This is a genomic window from Brevibacterium sp. XM4083, from assembly GCF_006489205.2.
In the GTDB taxonomy this organism is placed as follows: Bacteria; Actinomycetota; Actinomycetes; order Actinomycetales; family Brevibacteriaceae; genus Brevibacterium.
Genome location: NZ_VFYR02000001.1, coordinates 650,814 through 669,532, shown reverse-complemented (window position 1 = coordinate 669,532; position 18,719 = coordinate 650,814). Strand labels below are relative to the sequence as shown.

The following is an 18,719-nucleotide window of genomic DNA, read 5'->3' as shown; positions in this document are numbered from 1 at the left end:
GGCGAGCGTGACTGCGACGAACCTGACGATTCCAGACGAACTCCTGCCCGCCGACGGACGTTTCGGATCGGGCCCGGCCCGCATCCGCTCCGCACAGATCGAGGCGCTGAGCGCGGCCGGGGCGACCGTGCTCGGCACGAGCCACCGCCAGGCGCCGGTGAAGAGCCTCGTGGGCCGGATCCGCACCGGACTGGCCGAGCTCTTCGACCTTCCCGAGGGCTACGAGGTCGTCCTCGGCAACGGCGGGTCCACCGTGTTCTGGGACGTCGCGGCCTTCGGCCTCGTCCGCGAGCGCGCCGCCCACGCGACGTTCGGTGAGTTCGGACAGAAGTTCGCGAAGGCCACGGACACCGCCCCGCACCTCCAGGACTCCCTCATCCTCGCCGCCGAACCGGGCACCTCGGCGATCCCCTCCCCCGCCGCCCTGGCGGACGCCGGACTCGACGGGACCGCCGACGTCTACGCGTGGCCTCACAACGAGACCTCGACGGGTGTGGCGACGACGATCACGCGGCCACAGGGCATCGACGACGATGCGCTCGTCGTCATCGACGCGACGTCCGGTGCCGGCGGCCTGCCCGTCGACATCGCCGAGACCGACGTCTACTACTTCGCGCCGCAGAAGAACATGGGCTCCGACGGCGGCCTGTGGGTGGCGATCCTCTCCCCGAAGGCGGTCGCCCGGGCGCAGGAGATCAAGGACTCCGGCCGTTGGATCCCCGCCTCGCTCGACCTCGTCACCGCGATCGAGAACTCGCGCAAGGATCAGACCTACAACACCCCGGCCGTCGCGACCCTGCTCCTGCTCGCCGAGCAGATCGAGTGGATGAACGGCAACGGCGGCCTCGAGTGGGCCACCGAGCGCACGCGCGAGACCTCGGGGTACGTCTACGACTGGGCGGAGTCCGCCGAGGTGGCCCGCCCCTACGTCGCCGATCCCGCAGATCGCTCGTCGGTCGTCGTCACCGTCGACTTCGACGACTCGGTCGATGCCGCCCGCGTCGCCTCGGTGCTGCGCGCCAACGGCATCGTCGATGTCGAACCGTACCGCAAGCTCGGCCGCAATCAGCTGCGCATCGCGACGTTCGTCTCCGTCGACCCGGCCGACGTCAAGGCTCTGCTGGGCTGCCTCGACTTCGTCATCGACGCTCTCGCCTGACGCCCCGGGAGTGGGGCTCCGGGTAGTCTGCGACGCCCGCCGGTCTCGACTCGCAGCGCACCGGGCATCGCGGCGTCCGCTCACATGAAGTGGATGAGCAGTCCGATGCCGAAGGTGATCGCGGCGAGCAGCGCGAGACCGAGTTCGATGACGGTGCCGATGCCGATCGCCTTGATCGAACCCCAGCTCGATCCCCACGCGACCTTCGGGTCCTTGAGCCGGGACAGCTCGGCGAGGTAGAGGCCGAGGACAAAGCCCACGGGCAGGCCGACGACGGGAATGACGAAGAAGCCGACGATCGCGAGCACTCCCCCGAGCATGACCGACCGATTCGGCACGGACATCTCCTTGAGCTTGCGGCCAGTGAGGACGAGCGACGCGCTCATCCCGGCGGCGACGAGGACGGCGACGATCGCGAAGACGATCCACGCGGCGGGAGTGCCGATGACGATGGCCCAGATGAGCACCCCGATGCCGATGAGGATCGACCCGGGCAGCACGGGCACGATGATGCCGAGACAGCCGATGAGCACGGCGATGCCGACGAGCACCGATGTGAGAATGTCCGCATCCACCACGTGACGGGCCCTTTCGAGTTCGGAGACGAGAGTGCAGGCCCGATCTTACGGGACGCAGGTGTGCGGCACCCGGCGGACCTACGGGTGTCCGAGGTAGCTGACGTGGAGCCGGATGCGCGACTTCGGGTCGTAGGTCAGGCGGAGGTTCTTCGCGACGATCATCCAGACGAGCCCGACTGAGAATGCGAGCAGGCCCGAGGCCGCGCCGACGGCCATCGACATGCGCGGACCGAAAGCGTCGGCGACCCATCCCGCCAGCGGCGCGCCGAGCGGGGTGCCGCCCATGACGACGGCCGCGTAGATCGCCATCACCCGGCCCCGGTAGGACGCCGGAGTCGTCGTCTGCACGTAGGCGTTGGCCGAGGTCAGCATGGTCAGCGACGAGAATCCGACGAGGATGAGCGCGGCGGCGAAGACGTAGTAGTTCGTGATGAGCGAGGCGAGTCCGACGGCGAGGCCGAACCCGCCGGCGGCACCGAAGATGAAGCGCAGTCGCGGTTTCTCCCGCTTCGCCGAGGCGAGGGCGCCGGCCACCGAACCGATCGCCATGACGGAGTTGAGCAGGCCGAATCCGCTCGCATCCTTGTCGAACTCGATCCGCGCCATCGTCGCGGTGTAGATGTTGAAGTTGAATCCGAACGTCGCCACGATGAAGAGGACGATGAGCACGATGACGACGTCCGGGCGGGAGCGCAGGTAGCGGAACCCGCCGAGGACCCCGCCGCCGCCTCGGCGATTGGACGGGTGGAGGCGTGAGCGGTCGAGCCGGATGAGCACGGTGAGCGTCGCGGCGAACCCGAGCCCGCTGATGAGGAACACGGGTCCGGCGCCGACGAGGGCCGTGATGACTCCGGCGACCGCGGGCCCGATCATCCGCGCCCCGTTGAACGACGCGGAGTTGAGGCTGACCGCGTTGGGCAGGAGCTTCTCGCCGACGAGCTCGGAGACGAAGGCCTGCCGGGCAGGGGTGTCGAGGGTGGCGAGGATGCCGAGGACGAGCGCGAGCACATAGACCTGCCACAGCTCGATCGTGTCGGTGATGACGAGGACGAAGAGCAGCAGTCCGACGGCGCCGAGGAGGGCCTGCGTGACCATGAGCAGCGCGCGCTTGGAGAACCGGTCGGCGAGCGCCCCCGCGAAGGGGAACATGATGAGCTGCGGGCCCATCTGCAGCGCCATCGTGATGCCCAGCGCCGAGGCGTTGTTGTTCGTCAGGTAGGTGAGGACGAGCCAGTCCTGGGCCGTCCTCTGCATCCACGTTCCGGTGTTCGAGATGAGCGCGCCGGCGAACCAGTGTCGGTAGTTCGGTTCGGCGAGCGACCGGAACGTGTGGGCCATCGAGTGGTTCAGCCCTCCTGGAACTCGAGTTCGCCGCGGGCGTAGTCGTCGACGACGGCTTCGGCAGGTTCGGTGTCCTGGCGTCTGACGTCGGTCTCCGAATGCGCGCCGCAACCGGAATCGAGTTGGACGACGCGGCCGTCGAAGGGCGACCAGGCGTTCGCGCAGACCCCGAACTGCTCGCGCAGCGAGCCGGCGATCGGCATGAAGTATCCGCAGGTGCTGCAGTGCGCCGAGGCGCGGGTGGAGAATTCGCCCTCAGCGCCGGCATCGGAGTTCGCCCACCGGGTCGCGGCCGAGGAGATCCCCTCAGGGGAGAGCACCCGCTCCCGACCGATGCCGAACTCGAAGTTCGCGATCTGGTCGATGTTGTCGGCCGAGTTGTCCTCGGTCTGCTGGTAGCCCGGCTGCAGGTTGGGATCGGAGTCGACCTTCGGCAGGGTGTCGCGCGGGGTGAGATCCCCGGGCTCGAGCCGCTGATCCCACGGCACCCACTCGGGGGCGACGAGGGCGTCGGGACCCGGCAGCAGCGCTGTCTCGCAGACCGTGACCTTCTTCGACCGCGGTGCTCGGGCGAGGACGGCGACCCAGCGCCAGCCCCGGTAGCTCGGGTCGGTGCACACGAAGTAGTGGGTGACGAGCCGGGTGCCCTCGGCCAGCGCGCCGAGGTGCTCGCCGATCACGGAGCTGCCGGCCACCTCGGCGATCGCCGACCGGGCCACGTCGATCGCCGCTGCCAGCTGGGCGTCGAGGACGACCTTCTCCGGGGTCGAGCGGGCCGGCTTCGCGGGTGCGGCCGCGGTCTGTGTCGAGGCCGCGTCCGCCTTCGTCGCGGTCGTGACCGTTCCGGGATCGACGGTGGCCGCCGCGGCATCGGGGTTGGCCGCCGCGGCATCGACGGTGGCCTCAGCGGCATCGGTGGAATCGACCGGCGCCGAGGCGGTGGCGACGTCCGCGTCCTCAGGCGCCGAGGCGGCGGCCCGAGTACCCGCGCGCTGTTCGTCCAGCCACGTGGTGAAGAGAGAGGACATCATGACTCCAAATCGTCGGCGATCGCCCGCAGCAGCGAGGCGACCTTGTTCCCGTGCTCGCGGTCGGGGTAACGGCCGTGCTGCAGGCCGTTGCCCAGGTCATCGAGAACTTTGATGACGTCTTCAACCATAACCGCCATATCCTCGGTGGAGCGGCGGCGGGCCTTCGCGACCTTCGCGGGAGCGCTGATCAGTCGTGCTTTGAGCACCTGGGCGCCGCGGCGGGAGTCGACGACGTCGTAGTCGAGGCGGGTGCCCTTGGTGACCTCGGCGCCTTCGGGCAGGACCGAGGAGTGGAGGAAGGCCTGCGAGCCGTCCTCGGCGACGACGAAGCCGTAGCCCTTGTCGGCGTCGAACCATTTCACGCGTCCGGTTGGCATGGTGTCCTTTCGTGCAGTGCTGCCGTGGTGCGCAGCCCTGCGGTGTCTCGGAGGACCCGGTCGGGTCCTGTGTCTCTGACCGGCGATACCGGTCTGTGTCAGTGGTGGCCGGTAATGTCCTGCGCACTCAGATGGAAGGAGGTGGTCAATGGTGGTTCGTCGGTCGGCCTCGAATGCCTCGCACTCGTGGCCTCACAACCGAACGCGGCTCCGGCCGCTGAGCGGGAGTCTCATCGCTCGCCTCACGTGTCACTGTCGCCCGGTGGCTGCCCCGTGCCGTTGCTCTGTTCGTGAGCGTCACGGTGAGCGTTCGTCGACTGGTCGCAGCCTCTGCTTGCGCTGGGCTGGGTCCGGCTGAGCCGTCTGTCCTCAGCTGCTCGGTCGGTGCGGTTTCGGTGAGCTGGCGTGAACTGCGGTCCGACCGGAGGCCCCGAGCGAATGGAACCACCGACCGAACGGAGGTGATCGCCACAGAGACGTGAGCCCGCGGAAGTGAGCCCGCGGTTCGTCTCAGCTCTCATTCACCCCTGGCTGCCTGCGTCTGAGCGCTGAGCGGATGACGACCGCAGCGAGCAGAGCGAAGGCGATGGGCAGAAGGATCATCGGCAGGTATGTCAGCAAGTGCGAGGGGGTGTACCCCATCCACGCCTGACCCAGAACGCCGATGAGTGCGGCTGCTCCGATGACGGCTGCTGCGACGGCTACGACGACGATGGCCGTATCGGCACGCTTGGCTGACAATGCTCGTCCTTCCCGAGGTGATTGGGCGTTCCTGACCCCTCCATTGTACCCCTGGGGATACACTGAACGGCGATGTCAATGACCTTCAGCACATGGCTGGCCCAGAGCTCTGACGCGGACTTCGAGTCGTTCGTGCGGACTCGTCGCGACCTCCTCCGGCCCGAGTCGCCGACACTGTCCTCCCTTGCCGCTGCGGCGTCGTCGCGCATCGGCGTCTCGCGCGGCATCGAAGCGCTCGACGCCGACCAGCTCGACCTCCTCATCGGTCTCGCCACGGCCGCCCGCACCGGCCCCGACATCAGTCTCGACCGCCTCGACGGTGCCGCCCCCGCTGAAGCCGACCTCACCCGGCTGCGCGACCTCGGGCTCGCATGGCCGACGGACTCCCCCGACGTCTGGCGGATCCAGACCGAGGCGATCACTCTGCTGCCCACCTCGGCGGCGGACTCCGCACGCCCCCGCCCCTGGCACACCTACGCGGGTCTCGGGGACCGCCCGGACGCCTCGGCGACGACGATCCCTCAGGCTCTCGTCCACAACAGCGAACAGGCGGCCGTCGCCGAGGTTGTGTCCTCCCTGCGCGGCCTCGTCGACGAGATGGAGTCCTCCCCCGTCTCCCGCCTCACGAGCGGCGGCATCTCGAAGCGCGACGTCAGCCGCCTCGCCCGCACCCTCGAGCTCGACCTCGAACCGACGATCACCCTGCTGCTGGCGGCGAAGTCCCTCGGTCTCATCGGCGTCCTCGACGATCCGCTCGACCCGCAGTGGACGGCGAGTGACGACGCGGCGACGATGCTCGCCGGTGACCGCGCCGACCTCTGGGCGTCGCTCGTCTCCTCGTGGCTGCGCGAATCCCAGGACGTCACCCAGCTCGTTGCCGGGGCGAGCGCGAACGAGCGCCTCACCGTCCTCGCCGCCCCGAAGAAGTCCCTGTTCAAAGGCTTCAGCCAGTCGGTTCCGGCGATGCCGCTGCTGCGTGCCACCGTGCTCTCCGTGCTCCACGACATCGGTGTCGGATCATCGCGTTCGGCCGAGTGGATCCACGCGCAGGTCCTGCGAGCCCGGCCGCTGACCCCGGCCCACGATCCCGCCATCACCGAGGAGGTCCTGCAGTCCGCGGTGATGTTCGGGCTCGCGACGACCCCACTCCAGCAGCCGGGCCATTTCGGGCCGAGCCGGTTCGGGGTGATGCTCGCCGCCGGTCTCGAGCGGGCCGCGGCCGCGGCGGTCAGGGACAATCCGGCACTCGCCCCCCTCGGTGTCAGCGTCGCGGCACTGGCCGTGCCCGCCGAGGTCGTCGCCGAGGTCCGCACAGGGCTCGTCCCCGAGGTCGACACCGTCCTCATCCAGTCCGATCTCACCGCCGTGGCGACCGGTCCGATCGACCCCCGCGTCCACCACATCCTCCGCCGCTTCGCGGTCGTCGAAGCCCGCGGCCAGGGCACCGTCTACCGCATCGACGGGGACACGATCGAGGCGAGCATGCAGTCCGGCGTCGACGCCGCCGAAGCGCTGCGCGAACTCGCCGAGATCAGCGCCGAACCGTTGCCCTCGACGCTCGAGTTCCTCGTCTCGAACACTGCCGCGAAGCTGCGCCGGGTGCGGGTCGCCGGAGCCCGTGCCGTCCTCGTCGTCGACGACCCGGTCGACCTCGACGTCATCCTCTCCGACCAGCTCATGGCCCCTGCCGGTCTCGACCGTCTGGCCCCGACGGTGGCGATCAGTCAGCTCGGCCCCGAACGCACGCTGCACCTGCTCGAGGCCGGGGACCATCACGCGCTCCTCCACTCCCCCGCCGGTCCCGTGCGCCGCCGGTCGGTGATCCCGCAGACCGAACCCGAGGTGACGACGCGGACACGGGCCCGGGTCACCGACGACCGCCTCGGCGACTACATCCGCATCCTGCGCTCCCCGGCGGGCGCAGCCGCCGAGCGCACGGCGACGGACGAACCGCTCGGTCACCTCGATCGGCTGCGGGAGGCCGCACAGGCCCGGACGCTCGTGACGATCCGGCTCGCCGACTCCCACGGTCAGGAGCGCATCGTGCAGATGCAGCCGACGACGGTCAACGGCGGACGGGTCCGGGGCACGGTGACGACGACCGGCGCCGAGGCGTCCCTGTCGATCGCGCGCATCGTCAGCGTCGAAGCGGCGCCGGAGCCGAGGTGAGCGCAAGCCGGCAGGTACGGGCAGCGGTGGGAACAATCGCGCCGCCTGGCGCGTTGACCTCGTCGTTGTCACCTCGGCGAAGGAATTCATGAACGGACCTCTCATCGTCCAGTCCGATCGGACTGTGCTCCTCGAATCGGGGCACCCCCTGGCCACCGAGGCGGCGGTGGCGATCGCCCCGTTCGCGCAGCTGGCCCGGACCCCGGAGTACATCCACACGTACACGATCACCCCGCTGGGCCTGTGGAATGCGCGCGCGAGCGGCCATGACGCCGAATCGGTCGTCGATGTCCTCCTCGAGTTCGCGAAGTACCCGGTCCCGCACGAGCTGCTCGTCGACATCGTCGACATCATGGACCGGTTCGGGGTGCTCACCCTCATCGACCATCCCGTCCACGGGCTGACGCTGACGTCGACGGAGACCGAACTCCTCGACCGGCTGACCGGCCAGCCCGACCTCGTCGGCAAGTTCGGCAGGCGGCTCGATGAGGAGTCCGTCCTCGTCCACCCCTCGGAACGGGGCGAGCTCAAGCACGCCCTCCTCCAGCTCGGGCATCCGGTCTCCGACCATGCCGGCTACGTCGACGGCGAAGCCCACGACATCGAGCTCAGCGACGACGCCCACGGCGGGGCCTGGCATCTGCGCGACTACCAGCGGGAGGCCATCGACCAGTCGCTCTCCGGGGAGTCCGGAGTCGTCGTCCTCCCCTGCGGGGCGGGGAAGACGGTCGTCGGGGTCGCGACGATGTCGCGGGTGCAGACGACGACGCTCATCCTCGTGACGAACTCCGTGTCGGCGAAGCAGTGGAAGGACGAGATCCTCGCGCGCACGACGCTGACGGAGGACGAGATCGGCGAGTATTCGGGATCGGTCAAGGAGATCCGCCCGATCACGATCGCGACCTACCAGGTGCTCACGACGAGGCGGAAGGGCTCCTACCTCCACCTCGAACTCCTCGACGCGAAGGACTGGGGGCTCGTCATCTACGACGAGGTGCACCTGCTGCCGGCGCCGATCTTCCGGCTCACCGCGAGCCTCCAGGCCAGGCGGCGGCTCGGGCTGACTGCCACGCTCGTGCGCGAGGACGGCCGGGAGGACGAGGTGTTCTCCCTCATCGGACCCAAGCAGTACGAGGTGCCGTGGAAGGAGCTCGAACGCCTCGGCTTCATCGCCACCGCCGCATGCCACGAGGTCCGCGTCCGCCTCGACGGAGGCACCCGCACCGCGTATGCCCGTGCCGACGGCGAGGATCGCTACCGCCTGGCCGCGACCTCGGATGCGAAGCTGCCGATCGTCAAGACGCTCGTCGCCGACCATCCCGAGGCGCAGATCCTCGTCATCGGCCAGTACCTCGACCAGCTCGAGGAGATCGGCGAAGCCCTCGGTGCCCCCGTGCTCACCGGGCAGACCCCGGAGTCGCAGCGGCAGGAGCTCTTCCGCGACTTCCGGTCGGGGGCGATCAGGGTCCTCGTCGTGTCCAAGGTCGCGAACTTCTCCGTCGACCTGCCCGCCGCCTCGGTGGCCATCCAGGTCTCCGGTGCCTTCGGGTCGCGGCAGGAGGAGGCGCAGCGCCTCGGCAGGATCCTGCGGCCCAAGGAGGATTCGGGCTCGGCGACGTTCTACACCGTCGTCGCCGCCGACACCGTCGACGAGCACTTCGCCGCCCAGCGCCGCCGCTTCCTCACCGAGCAGGGCTACAGCTACGACATCGAGGTGCGGTAGGCGCGGCCGAGAGGCTCACCCACGGGCGCGGGACACGCGTCCCTCGTCCCAGACGGGCTCGTTCGACTCGTAGATCTCCCCGTCGGCGCCGAAGACGAGGAACCGATCGAAGTCACGGGTGAACCAGCGATCGTGGGTGACCGCGAGCACCGTGCCGTCGAAGGCGGCGAGCGCATCCTGCAGCGCTTCGGCGGAGACGAGGTCGAGGTTGTCCGTCGGCTCGTCGAGGAGGAGCAGAGTCGCGCCGGCGAGTTCGAGCAGGAGGATCTGGAACCGCGCCTGCTGCCCACCCGAGAGCGAGTCGAAGGTCTGCTCGGCGGCCCCGGCGAGTTCGTAGCGGGCCAGGGCCCGGGACGCGGGTTCGCGCGGCAGCCCGCTGCGGTGCTCGTCACCGCGATGGAGGATGTCGAGCAGGGTCCGTCCGATGAGGTCGGGCCGCCCGTGGGTCTGTGCGAACCAGCCGGGCCGCACCCGGGCCCCGAGCCGCACCCGTCCCTCATGGGCGACAGCGGGGATGTCGATGTCGCTGACGGGCCGATGCTCGGGCTCGGGATCGGTGCCGCCGGCGGCGAGCAGGCGCAGGAAGTGCGACTTCCCCGACCCGTTCGACCCGAGCACCGCCACCCGATCGCCGTAGTGGACCTCGAGGTCGAAGGGCAGCATGAGGTCGGTGAGCTCGAGTGCGTCGGCGACGATCGCGATCTTCCCGGTCCGACCCCCGCCGAGGCGGATCCCGAGGTTCTGCTCCCGCGGCATCGCTTCGGGCGGGCCGGTGGTCTCGAACCGTTCGAGTCGGGTCTGCGCCGCCCGGTAGCGCGAGGTCATATCCGAGTTGTACGCGGCCTTCTGCTTGTACATCTGGACGAGAGCCCTGAGCTTCGCGTGCTCCTCATCCCAGCGCTTCCGCAGCTCCTCGAGTCGGTCGAACCGGGCGACCCGCGCCGCGTGATACGAGGCGAAGCCGCCCGGATGCACCCAGGCGGTGTTTCCGGCGGCGGAGAGCTCGAGCGTGATGATCTCCGTCGCGGCCTGCGCGAGCAGCTCCCGATCGTGGGAGACGAAGAGGACGCTCTTGTCCGTCTCCCGCAGCTGCGCCTCCAGCCACCGCTTGCCCGGCACGTCGAGGAAGTTGTCCGGTTCGTCGAGGATGAGCACGTCGTCATGTCCGCGCAGGAGCGCCTCGAGGACGAGCTTCTTCTGCTCCCCGCCCGAGAGCGTCGGAATCGCCCGGTCCCGACACCGGTCAAAGGGGATCCCCAGCGCCGAGGTGGTGCACGTGTCCCACAGGACCTCCGCGTCGTAGCCTCCCGCATCCGCCCATTCGCTCAGGGCGTTCGCGTACGCCATCTGGACCTCGGTCGTCTCACCGTCGGGGCCGAGCAGACGCTCCTCGGCCCGTCGGACGACGGCGGCGGCCCGCTGGATCCGCTGCGGTGCGAGCTCCTCGAGCGCCTCGGCGACGGTGTCGGCGGTGATGAACTGCCGCATGAGGCCGACGCTGCCGGTCTGGGACACCGACCCGGACTCCGGGGACAGCTCACCGGTTAGGATGCGCAGCAGCGTCGTCTTCCCCGCCCCGTTGGCGCCGATGAGCGCGGCCTTCGCCCCGTCGCCGACCCGGAACGACACCCCCGACAGCAGCGGTCTGCCGTCGGCGAGGGTGTACGCAACGTCGTTGATGTCGATGTGGCCCATGGGCTCACGCTATCAGCGTCGTTCTCAGCAGCCCGCCGGGCACAGGGCAACCGGGCGCAGGGCACGGAGGCGCAGGGTGGCTGAGCGCCCGGAGGGTTCCTCGCCACGGCACCGAGCAGCCGGGAGGGCCGCCGGGACGGGCGGGCCGCCGGGACGCACGCGCCCCTCCCGGTCACACCTCGGCGAGGGCACCGGAGCGGGCGACGACCTCACGGGTGGCGATCCGCCGGGCCAGCCGGGCCTCGCCCCATTTGATGAAGACGACGCCGCCGAGGATGAAGACACCGCCGAAGAGCTGGATCGGCGCGGGCAGCTCGGCGAGCAGGAGCCACGCGACGATGACCGAGAAGGGCACTTCGATGAGGTTGACGAACGAGCCGACGGTCGCGCCGATGTAGCGCAGGCCGAGGATCCCGGTGATGTAGGCGCCGGCGGTGAAGAGGACGATGAGGGCCATCGGCAGCACCCACGAGACCTGGAGGCCGCCGAAGTCGACGTCCGTGGTCGCCGCGCCCCACGGCATGACGCCGAGGAGGACGATGAGACCCATGGTCAGCGCGCCGACGCCCATGCCGAGTCCGGTCAGCGCCACCGGCGGCACATTGATCGTGTCCTTCGCCGAGACGAGGAAGTACGAGGCGAGACAGACCGCGGCGGCGAGCGCCATGACGACGCCGAGGACGCTGATCGAGGCCCCGCGCAGGTTGAGGACGAGGAGGAGCCCGACCATCGAGACGAGGACCCCGATGAACGTCACGGTCGCCGGGCGGGTCCGGGTCCGACCCCAGATCCAGAAGACGATGAGCATCGGCGCCGTCATCTCGAGGAGGAGGGCGACGGCGACGGTGAGGTGTTCGACGGCGACGAAGTAGAAGCCCTGCACCCCGGCCATCGACACGAGCCCGTAGGTGAGGACCGTCTTCCAGTGCGTGCGCACTTCATCCCAGCGACCGCGCAGGGCGAGGAGGCTGGGGATGAGCAGGAGGAGGGCCGACCCGATGAGGCGGATGAGCACGACCGCGCCCGGCGTCCATCCGACGGCGTACATCGTCTTCGCGATCGGTCCGGAGACGGCGAAGAAGAAGGCGGAGGCGAGGGTGAGGAGAAACCCCAGGACGACGGTGCGGGTCATTCTCAGCCTCCTGAGCTCGGGTGCGGTCGGCGCGGACGGATGAGCGCGCCGAGGTGGCGGTGCAGTGACCGCCACGGTGGGTTGTGCAGTCTCCGCCGGGGTGGCGGTGCGTTGTCCATCGCCAGTATTTCCCACCGCGGTGAAATGAGTCAAGTGCATTTTGCTCCTTACGCGATGTGGCACAATGGCAGGCATCATGACTTTCGCTTATGACATCCGCTCGAACCTCACAATGCTCGTCGATCTCCTCAACACCGCGGGCGGCATCGCCGCGGACGGGGATCAGCTGACGACGACCGCAGGTCTCCGTGACTTCGCCGCCGGGCACGACTTCTCCGGGCCGCTCACGGCGACGAAGGCCGACGTCGAGGAGACGCGCCGGCTGCGCGAGCGCTTCGCCGCCGCCTTCGCAGTGGGCCTCGATGCTGAGCCCGCAACCGAAGCGAGCCTCGATGCCGAGCCCGCGTCCGAGGCGAACCTCGACTCCGACGCAGCCTCCGACACCGGCCCGGCGGACGAATCGGCCGCGGACGCCCTCGAGCGGCGCATCGTCGAGGAGGTCAATCTCACCCTGCGCGAGACCGATGCGCTGCCGCAGCTCGTGCGCCACGGCGACTGGGACTGGCACCTCCACGCCGTGGGCGCGACGGCGAGCCTCGCCGACCGCGTCGCCGCCGATGTCGCCCTCGTGCTCATCGATCTCATCCGCTCCGGCGACCTCGACCGCCTCGGCAGATGCGCGGCCGAGGACTGCCGGGCGTACCTCGCCGACTTCAGCCGCAACCGCTCGAAGCGCTTCTGCGACACCGGCAACTGCGCCAACCGCACCCACGTCGCCGCCTTCCGCGCCCGCCAGAGCGACGCCGGCCGCCCCTCTTCCTGAACCCGCCCTGTTCGCACGCTGAAAAATCCCGCAATTCACCCCTCCGATCCTGAGAGCCCAGGCCCCGAGGGGACTCGAATGGACTTTCCTGGGAATTTTTCAGTGACGCGGATCACAATCGCATTCAGGCAACGTTCACGTGACTCCCAGACTCGCTCTTCACACTGAAGTCATGACTACACAGAACGACACCGACATCGAAGCCACTCTGCTCGTTGTCGACGATGAGCCCAACATCCGCGAACTTCTCTCCACGAGCCTGCGCTTCGCCGGCTTCGACGTCGTGTCGGCAGCCAACGGCGCCGAGGCTCTGCGCCTCGCTGAGCAGACCACCCCCGACCTTCTCGTCCTCGACGTGATGCTGCCGGACATGGACGGCTTCACCGTCACCCGGCGGCTCCGCCAGATCGGGATGAACGCCCCCGTCGTCTTCCTCACCGCTCGCGATGACACCTCCGACAAGATCACGGGGCTGACCGTCGGCGGCGATGACTACGTGACGAAGCCCTTCAGCCTCGAAGAGGTCGTCGCCCGCATCCGCGCCGTCCTCCGCCGCACCCGCAGCCTCGAGGACGAAGAGAACGCCGTCATCGTGGCGGGCGATCTCGAACTCGACGACGACACCCACGAGGTGCGCCGCTCGGGGATCCTCATCGACCTCTCCCCCACCGAGTTCAAACTGCTGCGCTACCTCATGCTCAACGCCAACCGCGTGCTCTCGAAGTCGCAGATCCTCGACCATGTCTGGGAATACGACTTCGGCGGCGACACGGGAATCGTCGAGTCCTACATCTCCTATCTGCGTCGCAAGATCGACGTCACTCCGGAAACGGACGCCGCCGGTCACACCGTGGAGATGGAGTGGACGCCGATGATCCAGACGAAGCGCGGCGTCGGCTACATGCTGCGCACACCGGAATCCAAGTAGTCGCCCAAGCACGGGCGCTAGATTACTCACGTGGCAACAAAACACACCCGTCCCTCCCGACCCGGTTTCTGGGAGGAGTGGTCTCTGACCACCAAGCTCCTGGGGATCATGATGCTGCTCATGCTGCTTGTTCTCTCGGGGACGAGCGCATGGGTGCTCGAGAACCTGCGCGACAGTCTCATCGAACGCACCGACGAGCGTCTCATCAGCGCGTCCGAGACGCTGGCGAAGCAGGCCTACCAGGACGTCTTCGCCCCGGCGCAGCTGCAGTCGACCGAATCCGGCGGCGACGGCAGCGCGACGACGATCGACTCGAACTCGTGGAACGAGCTCAAGAGCCTTCTGCCCGGCGGCTTCTACGTCCAGTTCTACTCGACCGACGGCAAGGCGATCAGCGATCCCGTGGCGCCCGAGCCGAAGAACCAGCCGGTGCTGCCGCCGATCACCGAATCCGATGTCTACGCGCAGGGCGGCCGGCCCTTCACGGTCTCCGGAACGAAGTCGCAGTGGCGGGCACGGGCGATGAAGGTGCAGAACACCGACGTGCTCGTGGCGATCGCGGTCCCCTTCGACCGCGAGATCGACAACATCAACGAACGCGCCCGCAACACGATGATCGGCATCGGCCTCCTCGCCCTGGCGATGGTCGCCGGAGTCGGCTACTGGGCGATCAACAACACCTTCCGCCCGCTGCGTGACATCGAGAAGACGGCCTCGCGGATCGCCGGCGGCGACCTCAGCCAGCGCGTGCCGACGTTCCCCCGCAACACGGAGCTCGGACGGCTCTCGGCGGCGCTCAACACAATGCTCGGTCGCATCGAGGATTCCTTCGACGGTCAGACGCGATCGGAGAAGCGGATCCGACAGTTCGTCTCCGACGCCTCGCACGAGCTGCGCACTCCGCTCGTGACGATCCGCGGCTACGCCGAGCTCTACCGTCAGGGAGCGATCACCAAGCCCGATGACATCGCGCAGGCGATGGAGCGGATGGAGTCGGAGGCCAAGCGCATGGGCGTCCTCGTCGACGACCTCGTCGTCCTCGCCCGGCTCGACGAGCAGCGCCCGACGGAGATCGGTCCGATCGACCTCTTCAAGGTCGTCCGCGACGCCGCCGCCGACGCCGCCGCCCAGGCTCCCGACAGGGAGATCAGCTTCGTCGGCCTCGACGGGGACGATGCGACCCCGGTGCCGCTCATCCGCGGTTCGGAGTCGAAGATCCGCCAGGTCATCGTCAACCTCGCCGGCAACGCCGTCCGCCACACCCCGGAGGACGCGGCGATCGAGTTCGCCGTCGGCGTCGTCGGACTCCCCGAGGACCCCGCAGCCGAGACCGGCACCACCGGCCCGGAGGACAGCGGCAAGGCGGGGGCGAAGGAGAAGTCCCGGGAGCGCGGTTTCGTCACCGGCGGAGTCCGCATCTTCCGCCGCGGCGACGCGAGCGGAGCGGAGCCTGCCGACGCGCAGGAGCCGGCGGGCATCGTCCCCAACGTCACCGCGGCGGGCACGGTCGCCGTCGACGAGTCGCTGCGCGGCTTCCCGAACGGACGCGTCCGCTTCGAGGTCCGCGACCACGGCGAGGGCATCGACCCCGAGCTCGTCCCCCGCATCTTCGAGCGGTTCTACCGGCTCGACGTCTCCCGCACCCGCGACACCGGCGGATCCGGCCTCGGCCTGTCGATCGTCAAGGCGATCGTCGAGAACCACCACGGAGTCATCTCCGTGCAGCAGACACCAGGGGGCGGCGCGACCTTCCGCGTCGACCTGCCCATCCCAGATAACGAAGACAGTGCTCCAGACGCGCGAAAGGACGAGCGATGAGCAGCAACGACGGCAACACTCCCCGCAACCGGGGACGCCACGGAAACGACGACTACCGGACGTTCCCGACCGACGGCTCCCGTGCGTCATCGGATGTTCCGCGCACCTTCCCGACCGCCGATCAGGGGACCTCGCCGAGGCGGGACGGCGCACCCGCGTCCGACCCGTCCCAGCCCGGTTCAGGCCAGGCTCCGGCGGGATCGACTCAGGGCCAGTCCGGACAGGGTCTGGGCCAGTCCGGTCAGGGCCTGGGTCAGTCCGGTCAGGGCCAGGGTCAGTCCGGTCAGGGCCAGGCTCAACCGGGGGCGAGCCGCCCGGACTCCGATCCCTCCACGCGCAGCTTCCCCGCTGCGCCGGGTCAGGGACAGCCCGGGACCGGTCGGGGTGAGGACACGACGCGGGTGCAGCCGACTTACGCGCAGACGCCTGGGGACAATTCGCGCGGAGTGACCGGAGCGCCGCAGGGCAATGCGAGCGGAGGCCACTTCTCGGGGTCCGGCCAGCAGTCGGGCTCGGGCCAGCAGCCGGGCTCAGGCCAGCCGGGCTACGGATCGTCGGGCTATGGGGCGTCGAACCAGTCGGGCGCCTCGAGTCCCTTCAGCCCTGCAGGCCAGCAGTCCGCGGGCGGTGCCTCGACGTCCGGACAGTACGGTGCCGACCGGTACGGCACCGGGCAGAATCCGACGTCCGGCCCTGGCCGGTACGGGCCGGGTGCGGGTCAGTACGGTGCAGGGTCAGGGCAGTCGGGTCAGTACGGTGCAGGGTCAGGGCAGTCGGGTCAGTACGGTGCAGGGTCAGGGCAGTCCGGCCAGCAGGGAGCGACCGGCTCGACCGCGACCTTCGGCGCGGCGGCGGGTGCCGGTGCCGGCGCTGTGGCCGGTGCCGCTGCCGGTTCGAGTTCGGCGACGACTGGTGCCGCTGCCGGTTCGGGTACGGCGACGACCGGTCCCGCCGGTTCCCAGCAGGGCTCGCCCTATGGCGGCGGCTACGGGTCGGATGCTTTTGGCTACGGGGGCTACGGTTCCGGGGGCTACGGATCCGCTGCCTACGGGGCGAACCCGTCAGGCCCCGGCGATCAGGGCCCGTACGGCGGTGGAGCACCGCCTCGGCGCCAGAAGCGCGGACCGGGCTGGGGCGCGACGATCGCGATCGCCCTCATCGCCGCGCTCATCGGCGGAGGCGCAGCGTTCGGCGGCAGCTACGCGGTCAACGCCCTCCAGGATGACGCCCCGCGCAAGGTCGCCGAGCAGACCATCGAGACCCCGGACTGGACTCAGGTCGCGAAGGAGGCCTCCGAGGCCGTCGTCTCGATCCAGGCCGCTGTGGGCGGACGGCCAGTCGCGCTCGGCTCGGGATCGCTCTATGACGACCAGGGTCACGTCATCACGAACAACCACGTGGTGGCGCCGTCGGACACCGCAGGCGGAGAGCTCATGGTGACGATGAAGAGCGGCGCGACGATGAAGGCGAGCATCGTCGGGCGCGACCCCTCGACCGACATCGCGATCATCAAGCTCGATCAGGTTCCGCAGAACGTCACGCCGCTGCCGGTGGGCGATTCGAAGGCACTCCAGGTCGGCGATCCCGTGATGGCGCTCGGCAACCCGCTGGGACTCGCCGACTCGGTGACCACCGGCATCGTCTCCGCTCTCGACAGGCCGGTGACCACGGAGAACATCGGTGACAACGCCTCAGCTCAGCAGAAGGAGCTGACCATCACGAACGCCATCCAGACGGATGCGGCCATCAACCCCGGCAACTCGGGCGGCCCGCTCGTCGACGGCAACGGCAACTTCATCGGCGTCAACTCCGCTGCTGCCTCCCTCGGCTCCGGCGAGGAGGGACAGCAGTCCGGGTCGATCGGCATCGGCTTCGCGATCCCGGCTTCGCAGGCGGTGTCGATCGCCGATCAGCTCATTGCGACCGGCCAGGCCCTGCACCCGTTCCTCGGCGTCACCCTCACCGACGGGCAGATCAACAGCGGCGGAGTGACCCGCTCCAGCGCGAAGGTCCAGACCGTCGAGGCGGGATCGCCCGCCGCTGCGGCCGGGTTCCAGGACGGTGACGACGTCATCGCCGTGGCCGGCACGAAGGTCAACAGCGCAGTGTCGCTGCAGGCCCTCGTCCGCGCCCAGCCGGTCAACACTCCCGTCGACTTCACGATCGTCCGCGGCGGCCAGGAGCAGACCCTCCAGGTGTCTCTCGAACTGAAGTGACGACCGAGCGCCGAGGAGTTCTCGGCGCCGTGCCACCATGCGACACGGCGCCTCCCCGCTCGGGGAGGCGCCGTGTCGCATGGTGGCACGGCGTCTCCCCCGCTCGGGGAGGCGCCGTTTCGCATGGTGGCACGTCCGTGGATCCGCTCCGCCGCGGGTCCACTCCCCCGCGGGTCCACTCCCTCGCGCGTCCGCTCCGCCCCGGGGGTCCTCCCGCCCCGGGTCCGCCGAAGCGGTGGCGCGGCCGCTCCCCCGGTGCCGTTCCAGTTCCCGCAGCGATAGACCAGCTCCTCAGGTTCCACGCCCCCTCGCCTGTCTCTCCACCCGGGCCCGTGCTCCGCCCGGGCCCGTGCTCCACTGCTCGAATGACTGCGGGTGTGACTCGCGCTCGTGCAGGTGTGGAAGACGCGCACACTCGTGTGCCGGACGGCTGTGGACGCTCAACCCGTGTCCACAGGGACGCTCCGCGCCCTTGCGGCCGCGCCAGCCCGCCGGGGAACGTGGTCTCTGCACTCACCCAATGCGCTCACGCAGCACGGCGGACTCCACGATCCGCCGACCACATGAGGAGAAGTCATGAGTTTCGAAGTCGACGCCGAACGCGTCTCGTCCGCGGCCACAGCGACCGCCGCATCGTCCCAGGCGCTCATCGCCGAGTCGAACACGATGCTGCGGAACCTGCTCACCCTGCAGGAGTGCTGGAAGGGCAGCGCCGCCCAGAACTTCCAGTCGGTGATCAACCAGTGGGAGGGGGCACAGAAGCAGCTCTTCGAATCGCTCACCTCGATCCACGGTGCGCTCGGCACCGCAGCCACCCAGTACTCCGAGGTCGAGGCGGCGAACTCGCGTCTCTTCGCGCCGTGAGCCGGCCGGCAGCGAGCACTGTGACTGCGCCTCTTCGCACCGTGACCGGTCGAGAAGGATCGGT

At 69.4% G+C, this 18,719-nt stretch carries 15 protein-coding genes; 8 read left to right on the top strand and 7 right to left on the bottom strand.

The annotated features are described in order from the left end of the window. The first annotated feature begins 7 nt into the window (after positions 1-7). Positions 8-1,159: a phosphoserine transaminase gene (serC, locus tag FJ887_RS02880; RefSeq protein WP_212743274.1), complete on the top strand. Its 1,152-nt coding sequence runs from the start codon at positions 8-10 to the stop codon at positions 1,157-1,159. An 80-nt stretch (positions 1,160-1,239) separates the two neighbouring features. Here serC and FJ887_RS02875 read toward each other — a convergent pair whose 3' ends face one another. The 5 genes from FJ887_RS02875 to FJ887_RS02855 all read right to left on the bottom strand — a co-directional run bounded on the left by FJ887_RS02875 (position 1,240) and on the right by FJ887_RS02855 (position 5,227). Then, on the bottom strand, positions 1,240-1,734 hold the full coding sequence (locus FJ887_RS02875) for a DUF456 domain-containing protein (RefSeq protein WP_137824393.1): 495 nt from the start codon (positions 1,732-1,734) through the stop codon (positions 1,240-1,242). Positions 1,735-1,815: 81 nt separating this feature from the next. Beyond that, positions 1,816-3,075: an MFS transporter gene (locus tag FJ887_RS02870; RefSeq protein ID WP_140954809.1), complete on the bottom strand. Its 1,260-nt coding sequence runs from the start codon at positions 3,073-3,075 to the stop codon at positions 1,816-1,818. An 8-nt stretch (positions 3,076-3,083) separates the two neighbouring features. Next, a complete protein-coding gene (locus tag FJ887_RS02865; RefSeq protein WP_249356463.1) occupies positions 3,084-4,106 on the bottom strand; it encodes a DUF3027 domain-containing protein in 1,023 nt (340 codons plus the stop codon). Further along, a complete protein-coding gene (locus FJ887_RS02860) occupies positions 4,106-4,486 on the bottom strand; it encodes a cold-shock protein (protein ID WP_137824395.1) in 381 nt (126 codons plus the stop codon). Before FJ887_RS02860 ends, FJ887_RS02865 begins: the two co-directional genes overlap by 1 nt. A gap of 510 nt (positions 4,487-4,996) precedes the next feature. Continuing rightward, positions 4,997-5,227: a hypothetical protein gene (locus FJ887_RS02855; RefSeq protein WP_137824396.1), complete on the bottom strand. Its 231-nt coding sequence runs from the start codon at positions 5,225-5,227 to the stop codon at positions 4,997-4,999. A gap of 78 nt (positions 5,228-5,305) precedes the next feature. Here FJ887_RS02855 and FJ887_RS02850 point away from each other — a divergent pair, with 78 nt between their 5' ends. Both FJ887_RS02850 and FJ887_RS02845 read left to right on the top strand, forming a co-directional pair. Continuing rightward, on the top strand, positions 5,306-7,396 hold the full coding sequence (locus tag FJ887_RS02850; RefSeq protein ID WP_249356466.1) for a helicase-associated domain-containing protein: 2,091 nt from the start codon (positions 5,306-5,308) through the stop codon (positions 7,394-7,396). Positions 7,397-7,484: 88 nt separating this feature from the next. Further along, complete coding sequence (locus FJ887_RS02845; protein ID WP_137824398.1) at positions 7,485-9,119, top strand: DNA repair helicase XPB; 1,635 nt, start codon at positions 7,485-7,487, stop codon at positions 9,117-9,119. A gap of 15 nt (positions 9,120-9,134) precedes the next feature. Here FJ887_RS02845 and FJ887_RS02840 read toward each other — a convergent pair whose 3' ends face one another. Further along, positions 9,135-10,814, bottom strand: a complete 1,680-nt coding sequence (locus FJ887_RS02840) for an ABC-F family ATP-binding cassette domain-containing protein (RefSeq protein WP_137824399.1) — start codon at positions 10,812-10,814, stop codon at positions 9,135-9,137. A gap of 172 nt (positions 10,815-10,986) precedes the next feature. Beyond that, positions 10,987-11,946 carry an EamA family transporter gene (locus FJ887_RS02835; RefSeq protein WP_137824400.1) on the bottom strand — a complete coding sequence of 320 codons (960 nt, stop codon included), beginning with the start codon at positions 11,944-11,946 and terminating at the stop codon, positions 10,987-10,989. Between the two features lie 196 nt (positions 11,947-12,142). Here FJ887_RS02835 and FJ887_RS02830 point away from each other — a divergent pair, with 196 nt between their 5' ends. From FJ887_RS02830 to FJ887_RS02810, 5 genes are all read left to right on the top strand, one after another. Beyond that, positions 12,143-12,829, top strand: coding sequence for a CGNR zinc finger domain-containing protein (locus FJ887_RS02830; protein ID WP_249356468.1), 687 nt, complete (start codon positions 12,143-12,145; stop codon positions 12,827-12,829). Between the two features lie 172 nt (positions 12,830-13,001). Continuing rightward, a complete protein-coding gene (locus FJ887_RS02825; RefSeq protein WP_137824402.1) occupies positions 13,002-13,757 on the top strand; it encodes a response regulator transcription factor in 756 nt (251 codons plus the stop codon). Positions 13,758-13,787: 30 nt separating this feature from the next. Beyond that, positions 13,788-15,575, top strand: coding sequence for a sensor histidine kinase (locus FJ887_RS02820; RefSeq protein ID WP_137824403.1), 1,788 nt, complete (start codon positions 13,788-13,790; stop codon positions 15,573-15,575). After that, on the top strand, positions 15,572-17,791 hold the full coding sequence (locus FJ887_RS02815) for a S1C family serine protease (RefSeq protein WP_137824404.1): 2,220 nt from the start codon (positions 15,572-15,574) through the stop codon (positions 17,789-17,791). Before FJ887_RS02820 ends, FJ887_RS02815 begins: the two co-directional genes overlap by 4 nt. Positions 17,792-18,367: 576 nt before the next feature. Then, positions 18,368-18,655 (top strand): WXG100 family type VII secretion target, encoded by a 288-nt coding sequence (locus FJ887_RS02810; protein ID WP_137824405.1) that lies wholly within the window; start codon positions 18,368-18,370, stop codon positions 18,653-18,655. Positions 18,656-18,719 lie beyond the last annotated feature (64 nt).